Below are 20,061 nucleotides of genomic sequence, written 5' to 3'. Positions count from 1 at the left end.
TACAAAAAACAAGTAAATTGTAAGAAAGAGTTTTAATTTAAATATTTGGGGCTATGAATTCAATAATACTCAACATTATCATCTATTGTTGCTTAGCATTTTTTGTTGTTTTTATTGCATACGGACTTATCGGTTATGCAAAACAAGTGTTTAAAGCCAATAGACGTTAATCGATTTTTAAAATGTAACTAGAAAAGGAAATTGAATTTAGGTTTAATTTCCTTTTTTAAGATTGAGCCTTTAGTATCTCTTCCATTTGTTGCTGTAATTCTTTTGCTTTTTCTGCAGCAACTACATCAAAATCTGACTCTTTAGAAGCGTAAATAATACCTCTTGATGAATTAATTAATAATCCAATCTGATCATTAATTCCATATTTACATACATCCTGTAAATTTCCTCCTTGTGCTCCTACGCCAGGTACTAATAAAAAACTATTAGGAACAATTTTTCTTATTTCTCCTATAAACTCAGCTTTAGTTGCTCCAACCACATACATCAAGTTCTTAGAATTTTGCCATTCTTTAGAAGTTTCCAGTACTTTTTTATACAATTCAATTCCTCCTATTGTTTTTGTCTGAAAATCAAACGCTCCTTGATTAGACGTTAATGCTAACATAATTGTATGCTTTCCTTTAAACGACAAAAACGGTTCTATTGAATCCTTTCCCATATACGGAGCAACGGTAACAGAGTCAAAAGCCAAGTCTTCAAAAAAAGCTTTGGCATACATAGCACTTGTATTTCCTATATCTCCTCGTTTTGCATCTGCAATCGTAAAAATCTCGGGATGATTCGTATTGAGATATTGAATCGTTTTTTCTAAAGATTTCCAACCTTTTAACCCATAAGCCTCATAAAAAGCGGTATTTGGCTTATATGCTACTGCTAAATGATGTGTGGCGTCTATAATCTTCTTATTAAACTCAAAAATTGGATCTTCTGTTTCCAACAGATATGAAGGTACTTTATTAAGGTCCACATCAAGACCAATACATAGAAACGATTTCTTTTTCCAGATTTGATCTACAAGTTCTTGAGTTGTCATTGTTTTTTATTTAAGCTTGATTTATTTATTCTCTACCGTCTACGTATTCTTGCAAATATTGGTATCTCGGTGTTAATTTACCATTCTGCGTCATACGCGCTCGTTCTAAAACACCATCCTTATCATCATTAAAAAAGGCTGGTATTACATGTTCTAAAAACATGTTTCCAAATCCTTCACTAGCATCTTTTGGTAACTCACAAGGTAAATTATCTACTGCCATCACCACAATAGCTTCAGGATCTTTAAAATCGATTTCTTCTTCTCTTTGGGCATGATATCCATAAATTGGATCTGCGATTGTAGAGGATCTTATAGTAGTTGCTACTGGTCCATCAATATCGCAAGAAATATCTGCTACTACTTTTATATTAAAATCTTTTGATTTTGCATCTTCTCTAGTATAGATAAAAGGAGCTCCATCTCCAAAGAAATGACCCGCCATGTATATATCACTAACCTTGGCAAACTTCATAAAATCACTAACATACTCCTGTGGATTATCATAAAAATCTTGCTTATTGATTACTGTTCCGTCTTTGCGTTTATTGTAATCCAAGACATCTATTTGCGTATAAACTGGTTCTTCAAAATCATTTACTATATATTCTTCTGCAGAAACTTCTTTGATTTTCATCGCATCCAAAATTTCTTTCACTCCACCTCCAACTTTTCCTTTTCCGGTCAATACAATTTTGATATTGGGCAACTTGATCTTAGACAGTTCTTCCTCAAGTGCTTTTTGATCTGGTAATGTTTCAGCTTTGGGAAGAGTAAAACTTTCATTTTTCAACCCAAAAGCTCTAAACCCATTAAAAGCACCAACGATTCCAGCATATCTACCAAAACCAATTAATCTCCATCCTCCTTGATTCACTACTACCTCATGATCATACAATTCTATGTTCTTATCCAGAATTGCTTTCAATAATTTACGATTATAAGGTTGTTTTTTTATGGTATGAGAAAAGAAAAAATACTTTCTATTAGGGATCAACGCATCAATGGGAACTTCTTTTACACCTAACAATACTTCGCAATCACTGATATCCTCTGTAACATCAAAACCAGCTGATCTATACGCTTCATCAGAAAAGATTCTAATATCAGAACTTTCTACTTTAAAAGAAGCTTCTGGAAACTTGGTCATTGTGTCATTAAGACCTTGCGGAGAGAAGACTACGCGACGATCTGGCGGGTTTTTTCGTTCTCTGATGATTCCAAATGTAGTCATATAGCTTTGGTATGTAATTTGTTTATGTAAAAGCGCGGCTAAGATATGACAAATATGATTATCTTTGCCAACCATTTTGGTATTCAAATGAAGTTTATTGGATCAATTTAACTTTAAATGAATGCATTATATAAGTTATCGGGGTCGACTGGTTTTGACAGCGAGATTAATGGAGTGGTAAGCACGTCGAGCGCTGGAATATAGCTCGTAAATATCATGTTTCATCTTTTTTAAACGGCGAGAATAACTACGCCCTAGCTGCATAATCTGAATTATAGTAAGATAGTGCCTCGGTTCGCTAGGCGAACAAGCAGGATACCTCTCAAGAGCCTTGGTTTACGGCGATTGGTTTTGAGGTATCGTAAAAGTAAACCTAGAAATTATAGTGTCTTGATATAATTTCGAAATTTAAGTAAGAATAAGCGATAGGTTGGCGGTCTTTGGTCTTTCTTATCGACGAAAATTAAACAAGGACTAAGCGTGTAGAAAGCTGTTGTATTACTTGTTTGGACGAGGGTTCGAATCCCTCCGACTCCACCAAAAGAGAATCTTCGTTTTGAAAATGAAGATTCTCTTTTTTATTTACACCACAACTACTTGATAACAAATTAATTGAATCAAAAATTAAATTCACTCTGGGGGTTCGAAATGCATCATTTTTGAAGTCATACAAGATTCCATTAGGAAATACCATAAACTGAATAGCTCTTTTGGTTTCAATATCCCCAGATTCCCATAATAATGGGAGATTACAAGAATACTGCAACCCTAAATCCAATGCTTTTTCAAGGTTCGAACTCTTAAAATCATTTTTTTGGACTTCTTCTTCAATTTGATATTTTTCCTGCTCTAATTTACTTCTGAATTTATCATACTGATCTTTTGAAATTTCCTCAAAAACAAATCGTTCTTCTATTCTATCCAATTTTGTTTGAAGTTGTTTTAATTCATTTTCCTTTCTTTTAATATCTTCTAACCGTTCTTTATTCATTTCATAAAATGTGTAGGTCAAAATTTCTTTAAACGGAGGAATATATTTTGTATCTCTAAATGAAAAGGTGGTTAATAGTTCTTTAAATTTCTGGTGCATAATTTTAGCACTCTTATTTTCCTTGCTTCCTTTTCTTCTGTTTTTATAATAATATAATCCTTTTTTTCTGACAATATAACCGGTGTATGGAGTATTGCAAGTAGATGATCGAACAAACATTTTTAAAGGAAGGTTTTCATCATCTAAAGTATATTTAACTCCATCTTCTCTTGATTGCAATAGATTATGTATTTTTAGAAACGTTTCTTTTGAGATCATTGCTTCATGTTTCCCCTCAATTACTTCTCCTGGAACTATAGAATTTACAATAACACCGCAGTAAAAAGGATTTCTAAAATATTTACTAAGCTTTTTATCTGTAACATTTAATCCTTTATCTTTGAGTCTTTTTGCAATCTCTGTATGTGCCATATTGTGTTCCGCTTTCCATAGAAAAGCTTTTCGCAATAATTTTCCTTCTTCATTTACTACATGATTTGGTATTTTACCATTACCTGGATTTAAATTGGTGTATCCGAAAGGAGTTGCACCTATCCAATACCCTTTGCGCACTTTACTTTGCATTCCTGTAACACATTTATCTCTTCTTTGATTATTATCAAACTGTCCCCAGAGATAAAACATATTCTGTTGAAATTCACCAGAAGAAGACCAAGGATCTAAGTCTTGAGTGGCTGATAAGGTAACAATACCTTGTTTCTTTAATTGATCGCTAATATAAGCTCCATTAGCACCTGTTCTCGAAAAGCGTTCGTATGAATAGACAATAATGTAAGATATATCCTTTTTACGTTTAACATAATTCAACATTTTAGTGAATTCTTTACGTTCATCGCTTTTGGCGGATTCATAAGTCCCTCCAAAATAGGATGCAATTACAATTCCTTTGCGTTTTGCTAATAGTTCGCAGTACACTTTTTGAGTTTCCAAACTAGCTCCATTATCCATTTGATCTTTTGAAGAAACTCTGGTATAAATCACCGCTTTTCCATCTGCTTTAAATACAGTTGAACTTCCTTTCTTGGCAAAGCCATTAAACATTGATAAATCCTTCATTACTTTTCTCTCTTGGTTATGTACCTAATAATAATTTTGGCAAAATTTTCTAATTGTTGAATCGCCTCTTTTGCTTTCTGATCCGTGTAGGTTTCAAATCCTTTAAAAGTCCTTAGTCTTTCTGCTGTCATTCTTTGAACTCTTGAAACCTTTTCTTTTTTCTTCCTTACTTCATTATCCTTTAACATTCTAGTTTTCCATAGCCTTACTCCGATTGCATCGTCGGTCATAAGGTGGGTTTGTACTCTTTCGGCTTGTAGCGGCCGTATTTCTAACTACTCCATGTTCGTGTTTTTATATTGTTGAATAATCTGTTCTATTTTTGGTTCGAAAACAAATAATGATAACATTTTCCAAATTAAAGTATCTAATCTCAAAGAAAAATGATGACCAATATTATTATCATATATCTCCCCAATAAAAGTCGCTCTATCCAAGATTTTTATTGTATTATCATTCAGAAACACTAAAAACATAACTTGATTCTTACTAATAATATCCTGAATAATTGTTTCGAATAAAATACGCTCCTCCTTTATGTTTACTGAATTTTCTCTAAAACCATTAAATAGATACTTTTTTATTTCTTTAATGGTCAAATTACTAATCCGAAAGGCTCGGATTTCAGTAATAACTCTGATCCATAAAGCTTCATAAAAGCTAAAACTACTCTTCATTCCACTGGCAGCATACTCTCTATGATCATCTATCAACCCAATTTCTTTCCAATGGTGCACTTGTCTATTGGTTACAAAAGAAAGGTGTTCTGATCTGAACAATTTTTCAGATAACAACTCTTGCAAACTTTCTTGTTTGTCGGATTGTGGATCGAGCATTATTTTTGATTTTATTCAAGACTTCACACGAATATACTAAATAAATTACGATATCGTAATTTAACATTTTAAAACCTCCTATATCTCCTCAATTCTTCCTCTTCTAAAGGTGCATTAGGATTTGTTTGGCTTAATGAGAAAAAATATCGCAAAGGTATAGTTACCGCAAATTTTGACTCATTGAAAATAGGTTTAATAGTAATTAAATGCCAATATGTGTGGCGCATTAAAGTCTGTAAACCATTGGTAATAGATTTCATTCGATATGGCGATTTTTTGTATATATCAGAAGAACCAATGTAAAGTAAAGGCAAGTTATCCACGTCAATAGTTTTACCTTCTTTAATATATTGATTTAAGAGGTTTTTGTAGCGGTTACAAAGCTGATAAAGGACATAACTATTTCCTCTTCTCAATAACCAACTGTGAACTGGTTCAAACTTATTGGAGTCTTGTATTTCTCTCCAAAGTAATCGATAGTTGACGAATAAACGATGTTGTTTCATAATAATGGTTTTTAAAAAATTAATAATGTAATACTACAAACTACAAGGCTGTTTTACTTGGTAAGTATAAGCCCCATGGGTTCTGCAATAAAGATGTAAGATGAATTTACATGAATATCGTAATAGCCTTTTGTAGGTCCTGGTATTGGCAGTTCGATCTGTAGTACATCTAAATCCTTCAACTTCTGAAGGTGTTTTTTGATTGTACTTGTTCCATATCCTGCAAGTTTTCCTATTCTAAAAGCATCAATGGTAAGCCTTCTCTCAAGAAAATCCTCATCTACCACAGGAGGCTTGCTATTTATATACTCTTCATACAGATTAAGTGTACAAATAAGGGTGTCAATATGCGCTCCTTTGATCTTGTCTTCAACCTCTCGAGTCCAATTATATTTTTCGATGATTTTCCATACTTTTTCGTAGTCGACAAAATATTCATGCCTCTCTGATTCAATTTCTCTTAATGTCATTTTGATATGTTTTTAATAATTAAAGAAGCTAAAACTGAGAAATTACATTTAAAAATCCACGTACCTTTTGTGTTCCGCGTGACGTAAAAAAAAATCTTTGTAGCATCCGCGGGCAAAACAAGCTAATCAAGCGGTACGAAAATAATTTCACCTATTTATGGTAGTTGTCAGAATTACTGAAAAAGCGATTTTTTAATATTTCTCAATCATTAAACTTCTTATAGTACCTAATACATATTTCAATAACCTTTAGGATCCTTTGGTATTAAAACTTAAGTAAAGTTATTGAACTAGAAATAGAATTCATTGCACAACTTTTACTCCCCTGTTTCAAAAAACAGAAAAAATGAGGTTTAATAATAGCTGACAGATGTTAGGGTGTAGTAAAACTTTTTTAAAGGAGGTTTTTAACGACTCTAAAATTGTTTATAAAGGCTTTTTTTGATCAAAAATACCGCATCTAAAATTGTAAGATAAATAGAAAATAAATTGACTTAATAGTTATTAGAATAAAGCGTTTTGATTGTTATAGTTTGCAAAAGAAAAATGATACATCTTTAAAACACGGAAAGTGCAAGAGTTTATAGCGTTATTTATCAATGAAGAATTTTATATTCAACTTATTGCTATTTTTAAAATTTAAAGCTACAACTTCTTTTCAAAAAGTAAGACAATGATTAAAAATGTATTTAAGAGCTATATTTCTATACAATAAGTGCCTTGTTAATAGTTTTTAATGCGAAAACTTCTATTTATAAATATTTCTAGCTTGAATAACCAATCTTATCATAACGGATTAATGAATTGAGAAAAAATTATTTAATAAGAATATATCAAAATACAATTAATTACGATAAAAAACTTCTACTCAGTTTTTTTTAAATCAAAAAAATACCTGAGTAGAAGTTTTTTATCGATGTAATTACCAACCATAAAATTTAATAGAAATAAACTATCGAGCTAATAAATTTAAAGTCAAAATAAAGTAGTTTAAAAGACAAAATTTAAATATTTATATTAAAAAAGAACATTCCTAAACATTTGCTTAAATAACAAATTAATCCCTCTATTTTTACTAGTCGAACATCTTCTCTATTCATGGAAGATCAAAAACATTATTAACACAGCTTATCATAGCGAATGACAATCTTTAAGCTTAAAATGTATTACCAAGAGTATAACGAATAAATATTAGTCATTATCTTCTAATTTAATCAATCCAGAAATCTTTTTTGATCAAGTTCAGAATTTAAGTATAATACAGTATCAATTCTTAATGAATTTACTTAGACACAACCATCTATTTTAATAAAAAAACATTCTAATTATAGAGTTGAAGGGCTATGACAATCTGATAGTTATTAAGCAATTACATACTATTTTAAACTAATTTAATTAGGTTTTAGTGTAAACTTATATATAATTACCCGTTTTAGTATTTATTTTATCAGCTTCCTAAAAAACATAGGCTTTTACATTAAAAAATAGCTCTTTGTGCAATAGGAAGTGGTTAATTTTGAGAAATAGATACTTCCCCATTTAATATTTCTCTAAGGGAATAAGTATTTCATCTGTAATTTCTTTTCGTGCATCACTATGCATCCGCATATCATTTAAAATCTCATTAAAATTTTTTTCAAAAAACTCTAGCTGATCAATAATGGTATTTGGGGAATAATTTATTTGAATCGGAACTTGTTCAGAAGCAAATACTTTATCTGAGAGTAGTGCCCACCAGTTTTCTCTTGCTATCTCAATTTTCATTAACCTTACAACTTCCTGTAATCTTTTGAAAGCTCCTTTTTTCCCATAGAGAAGTCTTTTTTTATTTAAATAAAATTTATCATAGGTAACCTTTATCTCTATCCTTTTAGAAAGAGACTGTTCAGGTATAAAGATACTAGTACTTAATTCATTTCCATCATACCTCCAACTATTGGAGGAATCGTCAATAGAATATTTATATTCCTCATCATTTACTACAACCTCTGCAGGAGGGAAACTTATAGGTAATTGAATTTCATAACTTCTTAATTCTGGCATCCCTTTGTAGGTCCCTGTAGCAGGTTCAATAATTATTGTTTTTGATATTTCTTTTTCAGTTTGGGAAATTTTAGTAAAAGAAAAAGCATTTGATTTATAGTTTTCATTATCTCCTTGATCTTCGTATAAATTGAAATAGCCTTCTTTACCAGGAAACACTCTTAATATCAAGTGATTTGGAACTTCTTGCAGATTAGATATTTTAGGATACATTGGTATGATTGATCCTTCTTTTATATAAAGAGGTAATTCTTTTAACATAAAGTTTTTTTGAATAACCCTTTCTCCATTAAGACGTTCTCCTGTTGACCATTGATACCAAATTCCTTCCGGAAGCCAAATATCTTGATCAACAATTAGATCTGATCCTACAGGTTCGGAAATTGGAGAAAAAAGCATTTGATCCCCAAACATATATTGGTATTTAAATAAATAAGCATTTTCATTTTTAGAATAATCATAGTACATTGGTCTACATATCGAGATACCATCGTCAAAGGTTTTTCTGGCCATAGTATAAATATATGGAGCTAATGCATATCTAAGATTAATTAATTCTAACATATGAGGAAATTCATTTGGATACATCCAAAACCTTCGCTCTATTGAAGATATTTTAGCGCTATGAGTTCGTAGAATTGGACTGAAAACACCATATTGTAACCATCGTGTGTATAATTCAGCATTATCATCTAATTTACCTGATGAATGTCCACCTATATCATGACTCCAATAAGAATAACCGACATTGGAAGCAGTATTTGTAAAATAAGATTGATATTTTAAGGACTCCCAAGAAATTTTGTAATCACCCGAAAAACCAATCTGATATCGATGATTACCTAAACCACCCCATCTATGAAAAAGCAATGAACGTGTATTCGTTCTATCAGCCATACTAGAAAAAAAAGTATAATTGAGCCACCAAGTATTATTTAGGTCTTTAATTACTTTGCTGGTAGGAAATTGTTGCCAATCAATCCACCAAAAATCTACACCCCATTTTTCGTAAGGCTTTAGAATTGAATTAAAATAAGTCTTTGCCCATTTTTTTTCTCCCATTCTAAATGGAATCCAATCTTTGTTAGTTGAATCAAACCCATAAAGTTTTGCAAAATTTTCATATTGAGTTTCCAAAGGAGCAATACCAGAAGCAGGGTGTAGATTGAGAGCTGTTTTTAGTTTTTCTTGATTAGTCCATTCTATGAATTTTTGAGGTTCCGGGAATAAAGCCTTGTTCCAAGTATAACCAGTCCATCCTAATAATTCTCCGAACGGGTCTTTTTTAGGATTTTTAATATCTTTTAATCCTCCATGAGTGAGATGCCAGTCCATATCTATAATCAAAATATCTATTGGTATTTGATATCTTCTGAAATCCGCAATCAAATCTTTAAATTCTCTATCAGAATATGCCCAGTAGCGAGACCACCAATATCCAAATGCATATCTTGGAGGTATCGGAATTTTACCCGCTATTGTAGTAAAATTTTTAAGTGCTTTTTTATAATCATATCCATAGACAAAAAAGTACCAATCTTGTTCAGATGCATTTTTCTTTTCTGAAACCCAGTTCCATTCAGTATTGTCAAACAGAAAATTGTTAGAATCATCTAACATATACCATCCATCTTTTGAAATAATACCTTCTTCAAGCACAATTGATTCTCCATTCCAAGTATTCTCTCCATTGCAACCATCTAAGGTACGTGTTGTACCTAATAGATTTCCTTCATTTTTCAGACCTGGTTTCCAAGTCAATTCTTTTTTATTAATTGTAAAAGAAATTTTCAAATTCAATGCTGAAAACTTTCCAGAGTTCTTTTTGTATTGAAGTTTTATATAATCAGTTTTGATTATCAACCAACCGTTGGAATCTTTAACACTATATTTAGGTGCTTTTGTATTTCTGTTTATAACCGTAAAAGAAGCTCTGTCTTCGAACCTCTTTTCGTTATCCCACTCCATTCTAATTAATGCAGGGTTTAGTACTGTAAAACGAGCTTTATCATACAGAATGGTGGTTTCTGGATTTGGTTTAGGATTTTGTGAAAAAGTTTTAAACTGAACTATAGTAATAACTACAAATATTATGTGTCTTATATTCATTTTTTTTCAATTGCTATTTATCCATATAAATAGTTTTATTCAATTTAGCACTTTTTTTTGCAGCGTCTAAAATCTCTACAACAAGTATATTGTTTTCTATGGAGTTTAAGTCATACTCATTAAGTTGCACTTCATTTCTTATTACCGCACCTAAAAGTGCAAAGGGATCATCATAAGGAGCATTTCGTTCTTTTAAATGCATCACTTGTTCTTCATATTTGTCATAACCTTTTGATATACGTATCCGAAGATCATTTCTATTATCAGCATAGATTACACCATTTTCGCCATAAATTTCCATATCTTTTCGTCCAATTGGCCAATTCCAAGAACCTTGTATAATAGCCAAACTATTATCGTAATTAAGTAAAATAATGGATTCATCATTTACTTTTGGATTATTTTCTGGTTGGAATTGCCTTAATATTGCTGTTATACTTTCAGGACGTTTTCCATCCATAAACCAAGTTAAAATGTTCACACCATAGCAACCAAAATCGGTTTCAGCTCCTCCACCGTTTTGTATAGGATCTGTTAGCCATTGCAAGAATTCTTCATTTAGACCTATTTTTTTAGGTCCTTTATGTCCGTCATTCACCATAATTTTTCTAATATCCCCAATAAAATTTTCATTCTTGGCTAATTGGTAGGCCTTATGAGTAGTTGGATACCAAGTGGTTTCATAATTAGTAAGTAAATGGATGTTGTGTTTTTTTGCTAAACTTTTCATCTTTAATGCGTGCTCCATATTTACAGCAAGAGGTTTTTCAACCATCACGTGTATTCCTCTAGGTGCAGCGGCTTCTACTACTTCTAAATGTTCGTAGATTGTTCCAAACGCTGTCACTGCTTCGGGATTTACTTCATTAAACATTTCTTCAATTGAAGAATAAACAATATCCAAAGAGAAATTATATTGATCAGAATAATTTTTAGCAAGTTTTTGATTAGGTTCAACAATGCCTTCAATTTTAATGTCTCCTCTTGATTCACTACCAAAAATCCAATGTACGTGTGTATGTGTTAAACCTATTATTCCAACTTTTAACGGTTTCTTTACTTCTTTGCTAAAACTTTGTACGCTAAATAAGCAGCTAAATATTAGAGTAAAGAGTATTTTATATTTGATAATCATCCTGAATTATAATATTAACCTTTTTAAATATAGTTACATATCAATTTAATTTGAAATTGTTTTATCGAACGAGTTTATTTGTGTATCCAACCATTCAAGATAATTTGAATAATAATCCCAGGCTTCTTCGAGCAATTTTAAAGGATCCATTTCGTATATATCACAATTGTTAACAGTAAGTGATCCTATCCATGTTTCTCTTTTGAAATAAAATGTCATATTTATATTTGTTGTACTAAATGCACCGACATAATCTAAACATATAAACTCTGCGACACTAGAGTACAAAGTGCAGGTTACCCATTTTCTGTAATCTTGATACGTTCCTTTTTTAACTCCAATTTGAGAAATTAAAAATCTTGGTAATTTGTTATCATACATATTTCATTAGCTCTTTTAAACAGTTAGAATTTCCTCAAGTAAAATTATTATAGATACATTGATTTTTGACAATAAGTTTTTATATTGAGTATTTTAGTAAGTATTATATGCAAAATAGTTATTCTAGGTTATTCTAGTTTTTCAGAAAAAATCATTATTGTAGAAATAATGATTTTAATCAGTTATTATTTAAAAAACATTGCTATTGTAATCTCCTCACAAATTTAGGTACTGGTAAAAAGTATAAAATTGGAGCTAAGAATGATATAAACAAACCAGATCAAATTCAACGTATAGGTAAACAGGTAAAGTTATTGCGACTAAAAGCTGGCTATACCAGTTATGAAACTTTTGCCACAGATCATCATCTGCCGCGCAAGACTTATTGGCGAGTTGAGGCGGGTCATAATTTTACGATCGAATCCTTAATTCGAATACTTGATATCCATGGATTGACTTTGAAGAAATTTTTTGAAGAGCTGGAGTAAATTCTTTTGGAAATACTTTTCAGGAAATGTTTAAGATATGTGATGGGCATATATTACACTCTTTTAAACGTTTGTAGTCGTTTAAATATAGCACACAAAACGAAATTCATATAATCAAAATAGCACTAACTAAAAATACATATGGCATAGAAAAGATCTTTCTTGGATTTATCAAATTATGCATAAGTTCCGAATTGAAAATTATGAATTTAAAACTACATATAACTAATACAAAAAACTCTCGTTAAAACGAGAGTTTTTTGTATTAGTTTATTATAATTAGTTATTAATAACTAACGGAAGTGTTTGACTATTTTTTCCATATTGAATTTTAAGGAAGTATTGACTTGAATCTAAACCTTTAAAATAATTAGATATATCGAGTTTGTTACCATCATGGAATTTTGTCTCCATTTTAAAGTCTATTATTTTCTTACCTAGAACATCGAAAATTGAAACATTAATTGGATCTACTATTTTCTTATTGATTTCTAATATTAGTCTTTTCCCATCTGATGGATTAGGAAAAAGAGTAAATAACACTTTTGATTCGGTTTCCAAAAATGGACTGTTATTCCCACTTTCAAAAGATTGTTCACTCCTTTCACGACTATTACCAAAATCTATAAATCCATTACAATGTAACCATTCTGAATTAGGTACTCCACATTTATTAAGATTAGAATTCCAAGATCCGGTATTAACATTTCTACTTTCTGCTTGGATTAATACATTGTCATTAATTATGTAATCAATTAATACATTTCGAGGGCCATTGTCATTCTTTAATGCTAATTTTAATCCATCGCTCGTCTTAATACCAGAAACTTCATAGAAGTTAAATTCATTGGATAGGCTGATATCTTTCTTTAATTTATTATTTACTAATACTGCTAATAACTCCTCTCCTGTGTCACCCTTTGCTTTAATTATCAATTTACTCCTATTAGAATTATTAATTGGATTCCCAAAACTGATATAACCTTCACAATGTAACCATTCAGAAAAGCTTTCACCACAACTTTTAGTTTTTTTGTCCCAAGCACCGGTATTAATAGCTCTTGATTCTGATTGAACAATTGTACTATCAAACTTTACATAATCTACTCTAAGGTCAGATTCGTTTATATCATTATCAAATCTTACTTTTATCTCCCCATTTGGCAGAGTTCCATTAAACACGTAGTTTTTCCAATTTTTTGAAACGGACCAAGTTTTCAAAACTTTATTATCTACTAATAAACTCATCCTTTCTTTTCCAGATTTTCCAATTGCTCTAATTGTTATATTATTTTTCTGATCATCTTCTTCTACTGTTACTCTGTTAGCCAACATCCTAATGTAAGAAGTTTGATAGTAAATTGCTGGCTCTGAGACCTCATAGGCTTGATTAGGATATTTATCATTATAGTCCAAGTAGCTTTTTTGTGCTGGTTGACCGTAGGGAGGAGTAAAACGTGGTAATGTGAAATCTTTATTTGCCCCACCTGTGACAAAACCTGGAGGAGGACCATATTTACTATCAAGAGCATGATCGTAATCCGTTCCATCAGCAAACCAAGTATGAACTATTTGGTTTACACTTCTTTCTGCTTCATAACTATACATGTTTGACAAATACACTAAACCCAAAGGATTAACACCATGAAAATAATGTATAACCTCACTTATATAATTTTCGAATTTAGAATTGTCTGATGAAAATATTTTACTATTGATTACTTGCTGATTAACAGTGGCATAACCCGCCTTGGGATTATTTGACCCCCAATGATAAGATCTATTAGGTTGAAATGCCCTATACAGATCACGTTTGTTAAATCCAAAATAACCTTCACCGTTAAATATTACTTTTTTTCGTAATGTTTCTAAAATTGATGAGGATATTTCTTGATCTGCATTTGACAATTGTGAATAAAGAATCAATGCATCGTGCAAATCTCTTTTATAGGAATCCCACGAACCTCCCTTTATAGTCTTAAGTTTAGGTACATTTTCTTTTATGTATTTATTATACTTATTGCTGGATGTAGCTTCATAAAGATAAATTGAAGCTATTAGATATTCTTCTTTTTGTCTTTCAACAGTGCGATCTGCATCACCTGCTCTAATTGTTTGATCATCACAATTAGTCTCTAATCGATTATTAATAACTTTTGATGTCACATAGTCATATGAAACAACAGCTCTTCTCCTTAGATCATTTGCATAAGGTTTTAACGAATTGAATTTAGACAGAACTTTACTTGCGTGAGAAAACATACTTGCTATCGCAATAGAGGCAGATGTGCAGGTAGGTCCATAATATCTAAGGTCATTATTAGCACTTGGGGGAGATTTTTTATTTTCAACTTCTCCTCTTGAGTTTTTTATACTTCCAATTTTTATGATTGTACTCCCATCCGGATTGTTCATTTTTTTCAACCAATCTAACTCCCATTTTATTTCATCTATAATATCGGGAATACCATTTCCAGATTCAGGAATATTCCAATTGTCAGAAAAGGCCTTCGGATTCTCTTCATAGGCAGATAATAAGTCATGAATAGCTCTACTAGCAAAAGTGACGTACTTGTTGTAATCTCCTGCATCAAACCACCCGCCTGAAAGATCTTTTTCTTTGTTAACATTAGATTGATCAAAAACAAACCTAGCTCTTCTATCCTGAGAAAAATTATCTCTATCAGCCCATCCTTCTGCATAAGGCTCCTCTTTAGGACTATTACATCTATTATAATAAAACATACGACCTGCTGCTCGCATCACCCTATTATATACGTTTTTATTAATGCTAAAAACTGCTGATCTTTGATTTCTTTTAGTATCTATAATGTAATAATCTCCTTCTTCGGTTAGTGAACTGAAATCAACCCACCAACCCTGATCTCCGGATTGATCATGTGTTTGACCTCCTTGCCATTTTTTTGGTTTGACAGTCATTATTATACGATCATTTTTTGCATCTCTAATTTCGATATCAGAAGGCGCTTGATAAGTAAGATGGCTATTAAATCCTATTTTAGGATTACTTAGAACAGCTACTTTTTCCATATCTGGTAAATAACCAAATTGGTCTACATGTATAAATTTACTGATATCCTGAGCTTTCAGAGAAAACATAGAAATGCTCAGCAAACAATAAATAATTGAATTACGTAACATATTATTCTTTATTTTTAGGTTAATAAGAGTTTTACTTGTCTATAATAAATTTTAGCGTATGTGAATTACTATCTGTATATACCTTTAGAATATAAATACCTGTATTTAATCCATCAATGTTAATATACTTGTCATTGTTTTCCACGGATTTCAATAGCGATCCTGTGATACCATAAATTTCTATCTTCTGAATGTCTTCATTAGTTTCTAAATAAACTGAGTTATTAGTAACATAATGATTAATAGAAGGTTCTAATAAATCAAAACCATCTTCTAATATATCATCAGCATAATCAACTATCAAATCGGATGATTTATTATTGTTTAAATAATGCCAAATATCACCTGATTTCATTGTTACCAAAGGGCTTTTGTACAATAGTGTGGTTCCATCACTATCATAGATATAAAAATTACCGGTCTCTATCTGGGTATTCATATATAACTCTACTCTATTCGGTCCATATGCATCTGCCTGATCACCCCACCTAACGTGTTTATTCTGGAAGATAACCTTCTTCTGAAGCCAATTAGCATAAATCTTATTATCTGTTAAAGAATTTTTAAACGATGAACCATACATATATCCATACAATCTGTTACCGTTAGTAACAAAACCTAAAGTTGCGATGTTCTTATCCTTTGGAAAATTAGACGTGGGTAAGGTTCTTTCGAAGACAAATGGCTTATCAAAAGAGTTTAAATTAGTACTAACAGTTAGCTGTACATTAGAAATATTTCTGTGTGTACCAAGTAAATAATACTTTCTATTATTGAACCTGAATGCTTTCATATCAGTAGCAATTCGATCAATATTTTTAGCCACCCCTTTATATTTATAATCTATAAAATTAGTACTTGTAGCATGATGAACTCTAAAATCTGCATCCGGGTAATTATAATCAGTAAAATATAAATGGTAGGTTCCATTTTCAAAATATAAAACATTTCCTCCATCAGAATTTGTTTGAGCCCATCTTGGATAATTACTCATTGTAATAGGTTTATTAAAGACCCATCGACCACCATTGGTTGATGTACCATAATGAGGCTTGTTCTTTCCATTTAAAGGATATGCTGTATATAACATTTTCCAATCAGAATTACCTTGTTTGATTACAGAGCAATTATTAGCATGCCTATAATTTACATTACTTATAACATGACTTTTACCCTTGAACGATAAAAAATCATCATTGGACGTAGTGAGATATATGTTATCCTGATCATAATTAGCGAAATCAAAACCTCCATAATATATGTTCCACGTCTTACCGTTTTTTACAATAGAAGGAGAATAATAGTTAGGAGCATTTATGTTATTCATTAAAGGTTTTCTAATATCATAATGCCATACATTGAGCTTATTAGGATTAAAATTGCTTGATCCCACATTTCTGATTTCATTTGTACCTCTTGATTTAAATGGGGAATTACCACCTATATATTTAAATCTAGACTGAAAATGTTGGTGAAACCCTCCATTAAACTCAGCTAATTGAAAAACGTTATTACCTTCATTATCATTACCTAATACCGTCGCTAGTATTTGTATAGAGTTTGTAGTTATTGTTTTAGATAGTGGTAAAATTATAAAATCACCTCGTCTGGCTCTAGGAAAATTATTCTCTGTTCTTATATTTATCCATCTCGAGTTATTCCTATAACGTATTACAAAAGATTTTGGAAAACCGTAAGCCAAACCATTTATATATCTCGGACTAAGCTTAACAAAATTTATTTTCTTTGCTTTATTAAACTGGATAGATATCCATTGTTTATTGGTTGGTGAGGGTTGGATTTTACTGCTCCATACCGTATTTTTATTTCTGTCAATGACATTCTTTTTTGGCCATAGCGAAGAACTCGCATTAACAGCATTAATCCCCTGTGAATTCATAGAAAAACACACCAATAGCAGTAGTAAAGTAAAAAATTTCATGTTTTTAAATTTTATTTCCTTTAAAGATAGTATTCATCCACAATTTTAATTTTTCATAAAAAAACATCATTATCAAAAAAATGATACTAAGTCTAGTTTCAAATTAGAATTATCAAAACCTTCTGCTTTTTTTATTTAGCTTCGCGCAGTACTACACAACTAAAGAAGTCATCTGACTTTAAATTATACTTCATTTAATTATATAAATTTTATACAAATACTAAATTAAATCAGATAATGAAAATTCATAAATTAGTAATAGTTTTATTTTGTTTAAGTACTCAACTATGTTTAGCTCAGCAAATTGAAGGAATCATTACAACTCAAAATGGCATCCCACTTAAGGATGTTAATGTTACCGTCCTTGAAATTAACAAAGGTGCTACCACAGACAGTCAAGGGCGTTTCACCATAAAGCTAAAAGAGGGGATCTATAAATTATATGTTTCTCTTTTGGGTTACACGCCCCAAACCTTATCTGCAGAGGTCAGTAAAAAATCTACTATATTAGAGATAAAACTTATCGATAATTATTCATTACTCAGTGAAGTGGTGGTCTCGGCTAGCCGAGAAAAACAGTTCCGCTCTGAGGTTCCCGCAGCAATTGGGATTGTAAATAGCCAATCCATAAAGGAGACCAAAGCTTTTGGAATTGACCAATTAGTTAATCAGGTATCAGGAGTTTTTATGTCTACCTCAAGAGCAGCAAGTAATGAACAGCACTTTATGGCTGTTCGTTCTCCAATTTCAACAAGAGCATTGTTTCTTTATTTAGAAGATGGATTACAAGTAAGGCCAACATCAGTATTCAACCATAATGCACTATTAGAAATGAATGATATTTCATATAGCCGTATTGAGGTTTTAAAAGGTCCTGCCTCGAGTATATATGGTAGCGAATCCATTGGAGGAAGTTTTAATTTTATAACAAAAACTCCATCTCCAGAATTTTCCGCAACGTTAGGATACCAAATTAATGATATCGGTTTGAGCCGTTATGATTTTGAAGTTTCAGACCAGGCTAGTGATAAATTTGGCTTTTATCTAGGTTCGCATTTTGTGAATCGTAATAATGGGCCAATTGAGCATAGTGATTATGAAAAATTTGCTTTAACCTTTAAAACAGTGTACACTTTATCATCAAAATTTGAGTGGACTAACGTATTTGATTTGATAGACTATCGCTCTGATATGTCTGGATCATTGACAGAAGATGATTATTTTGGAGGTAATTTTGAAAGTGATCAGACTTTTACAGAAAGAGATGCGCTGGCGTTTAGATTGAGAAGCACTTTAACGGCAAATTGGAATGACACTCATAAGACAACTTTTAATGCGGTATTGAGAGATAATAGAATGGATCAAAATCCTTCGTTTCGTATACGTCAATTTCGTGAAATGGGATCATTGACTGGTTTTGGTTCTGGAGAGGTAAACTCAAATCAATTTAAAAGTTACATGGCTTTAGTACAGCATAAAGTTGCGCTAAACGTTAATAATTCGTCGCTTATTATTGGTGGTACAGTGGATTACTCTCCCCAAGACTATACATCCAAAAGAACAGATGTTATTGTAGATATTGAATCTGGGCGTAATATAGATTTTAATATTAGAGAAGGTGATTTCATCCTTAATTACGAGGCAGATATTCTTAACTATGCAGGATTTTTTCAATACGAAATTGAACCCATAAAGCGGTTAAAAGTTACTGCTGCCTTACGCTATGATCGTTTTGAATACAATTATCTAAATCGCACTCCAGAAGTAGGAGTTCCGTCTTCGACAGATGATTATGAAAATTGGGCTCCAAAATTAGGAATGAACTATAATTTTGAAAGTGGTATTGGACTATATATTAATTATTCACAAGGATTTACGCCTCCACAAGTATCAACACTTTATCGCAATAGAAATGAACTTAGGGATATTAAGCCCAGTACCTATGATAATTATGAAATCGGAGGCTATTTTAACCTAAATGAGCAATGGAATTTTGACACAGCTATTTATCTGTTAGAAGGTAAAAACACCTTGATTACCTTACGTGATGACGATGATGCTTTTTTTAACACAAATGCTGGTAAAACACGTTCTTACGGTATCGAATATGGTCTAACCTATTCTCCTACTCAAAAATTATCAATTACCCATAACGGTAGTTATGCATTTCATCGATATGTAACATTCTTTGATGCAGGAATAGACTACTCAGACACCGATAGAGAAACTGCACCTAATTTATTAGGAACATCGTTAATCACATACCGACCCTTTGAAGATTTTAGTGTCACAGCCGAACACGAACTTATAGGTAAATACAATACTAGTTTTGAAAATCAAGTCGAAAATGAGGATGGAACTACAGGGACAGCTACTTATGATGGACATAATATCTTTAATCTAAGGGCTACCTATCGATATAAAAATTTAGAAGTATGGGGGCATCTCTTAAATATATTTGATGACCTTTATTCTGCAAGGGCTTCGTATAATCGATTTCGCAATGAAAACAGTTTTACGATTGGAAACCCAAGGTCATTTCATGTCGGGATAAAAGTGCACCTTTAATCTCTTAGAAGTAATTCAAAGCCTACTGAACA

At 31.5% G+C, this 20,061-nt stretch carries 12 protein-coding genes, 1 other RNA gene and 1 pseudogene; 2 read left to right on the top strand and 12 right to left on the bottom strand.

Features of this window, described 5'->3' with window-relative positions; genetic code table 11:
* Window positions 1-226: 226 nt before the first annotated feature.
* Both pyrF and ABD077_RS16515 read right to left on the bottom strand, forming a co-directional pair.
* The gene (gene pyrF, locus ABD077_RS16520) at window positions 227-1,048 is read right to left on the bottom strand and encodes an orotidine-5'-phosphate decarboxylase (protein ID WP_343913355.1); all 822 of its coding nucleotides are present in this window, start codon (window positions 1,046-1,048) and stop codon (window positions 227-229) included.
* Between the two features lie 25 nt (window positions 1,049-1,073).
* Window positions 1,074-2,282 carry an NAD(P)-dependent oxidoreductase gene (locus ABD077_RS16515; protein ID WP_343913354.1) on the bottom strand — a complete coding sequence of 403 codons (1,209 nt, stop codon included), beginning with the start codon at window positions 2,280-2,282 and terminating at the stop codon, window positions 1,074-1,076.
* Window positions 2,283-2,422: 140 nt separating this feature from the next.
* Between ABD077_RS16515 and ssrA the strand changes: the two genes are divergently transcribed.
* Window positions 2,423-2,822: a transfer-messenger RNA gene (gene ssrA, locus ABD077_RS16510) on the top strand.
* A gap of 778 nt (window positions 2,823-3,600) precedes the next feature.
* On the opposite strand, the pseudogene ABD077_RS16505 reads toward ssrA, so the two are convergent.
* The 10 genes and pseudogenes from ABD077_RS16505 to ABD077_RS16460 form a co-directional block, all read right to left on the bottom strand.
* A pseudogene (locus tag ABD077_RS16505) lies at window positions 3,601-4,281 on the bottom strand (recombinase family protein); the annotation flags it as partial.
* A 107-nt stretch (window positions 4,282-4,388) separates the two neighbouring features.
* On the bottom strand, window positions 4,389-4,619 hold the full coding sequence (locus tag ABD077_RS16500) for a hypothetical protein (protein ID WP_343913353.1): 231 nt from the start codon (window positions 4,617-4,619) through the stop codon (window positions 4,389-4,391).
* A gap of 45 nt (window positions 4,620-4,664) precedes the next feature.
* Window positions 4,665-5,225, bottom strand: coding sequence for a hypothetical protein (locus tag ABD077_RS16495; protein WP_343913352.1), 561 nt, complete (start codon window positions 5,223-5,225; stop codon window positions 4,665-4,667).
* Between the two features lie 68 nt (window positions 5,226-5,293).
* The gene (locus ABD077_RS16490) at window positions 5,294-5,731 is read right to left on the bottom strand and encodes a hypothetical protein (protein WP_343913351.1); all 438 of its coding nucleotides are present in this window, start codon (window positions 5,729-5,731) and stop codon (window positions 5,294-5,296) included.
* Between the two features lie 53 nt (window positions 5,732-5,784).
* Window positions 5,785-6,201, bottom strand: coding sequence for a hypothetical protein (locus ABD077_RS16485; protein WP_343913350.1), 417 nt, complete (start codon window positions 6,199-6,201; stop codon window positions 5,785-5,787).
* Between the two features lie 1,539 nt (window positions 6,202-7,740).
* Entirely contained in the window at window positions 7,741-10,353 is a 2,613-nt protein-coding gene (locus ABD077_RS16480; protein WP_343913349.1) for a glycoside hydrolase family 31 protein, read from the bottom strand.
* A 13-nt stretch (window positions 10,354-10,366) separates the two neighbouring features.
* Window positions 10,367-11,488: a Gfo/Idh/MocA family protein gene (locus ABD077_RS16475; protein ID WP_343913348.1), complete on the bottom strand. Its 1,122-nt coding sequence runs from the start codon at window positions 11,486-11,488 to the stop codon at window positions 10,367-10,369.
* A gap of 45 nt (window positions 11,489-11,533) precedes the next feature.
* Entirely contained in the window at window positions 11,534-11,869 is a 336-nt protein-coding gene (locus ABD077_RS16470; RefSeq protein WP_343913347.1) for a hypothetical protein, read from the bottom strand.
* Between the two features lie 767 nt (window positions 11,870-12,636).
* Window positions 12,637-15,519 (bottom strand): glycoside hydrolase family 9 protein, encoded by a 2,883-nt coding sequence (locus ABD077_RS16465; protein ID WP_343913346.1) that lies wholly within the window; start codon window positions 15,517-15,519, stop codon window positions 12,637-12,639.
* A 31-nt stretch (window positions 15,520-15,550) separates the two neighbouring features.
* The gene (locus ABD077_RS16460; protein WP_343913345.1) at window positions 15,551-17,461 is read right to left on the bottom strand and encodes a discoidin domain-containing protein; all 1,911 of its coding nucleotides are present in this window, start codon (window positions 17,459-17,461) and stop codon (window positions 15,551-15,553) included.
* 237 nt (window positions 17,462-17,698) lie between these two features.
* Here ABD077_RS16460 and ABD077_RS16455 point away from each other — a divergent pair, with 237 nt between their 5' ends.
* Complete coding sequence (locus ABD077_RS16455) at window positions 17,699-20,029, top strand: TonB-dependent receptor (RefSeq protein WP_343913344.1); 2,331 nt, start codon at window positions 17,699-17,701, stop codon at window positions 20,027-20,029.
* The last annotated feature ends 32 nt before the right edge of the window (window positions 20,030-20,061 follow it).

This window comes from Aquimarina litoralis (assembly GCF_039523995.1).
Lineage (GTDB): Bacteria > Bacteroidota > Bacteroidia > Flavobacteriales > Flavobacteriaceae > Aquimarina > Aquimarina litoralis.
The sequence above is the reverse complement of the archived record's forward strand: the minus strand, read 5'-3'. Positions and strand labels throughout refer to the sequence as shown.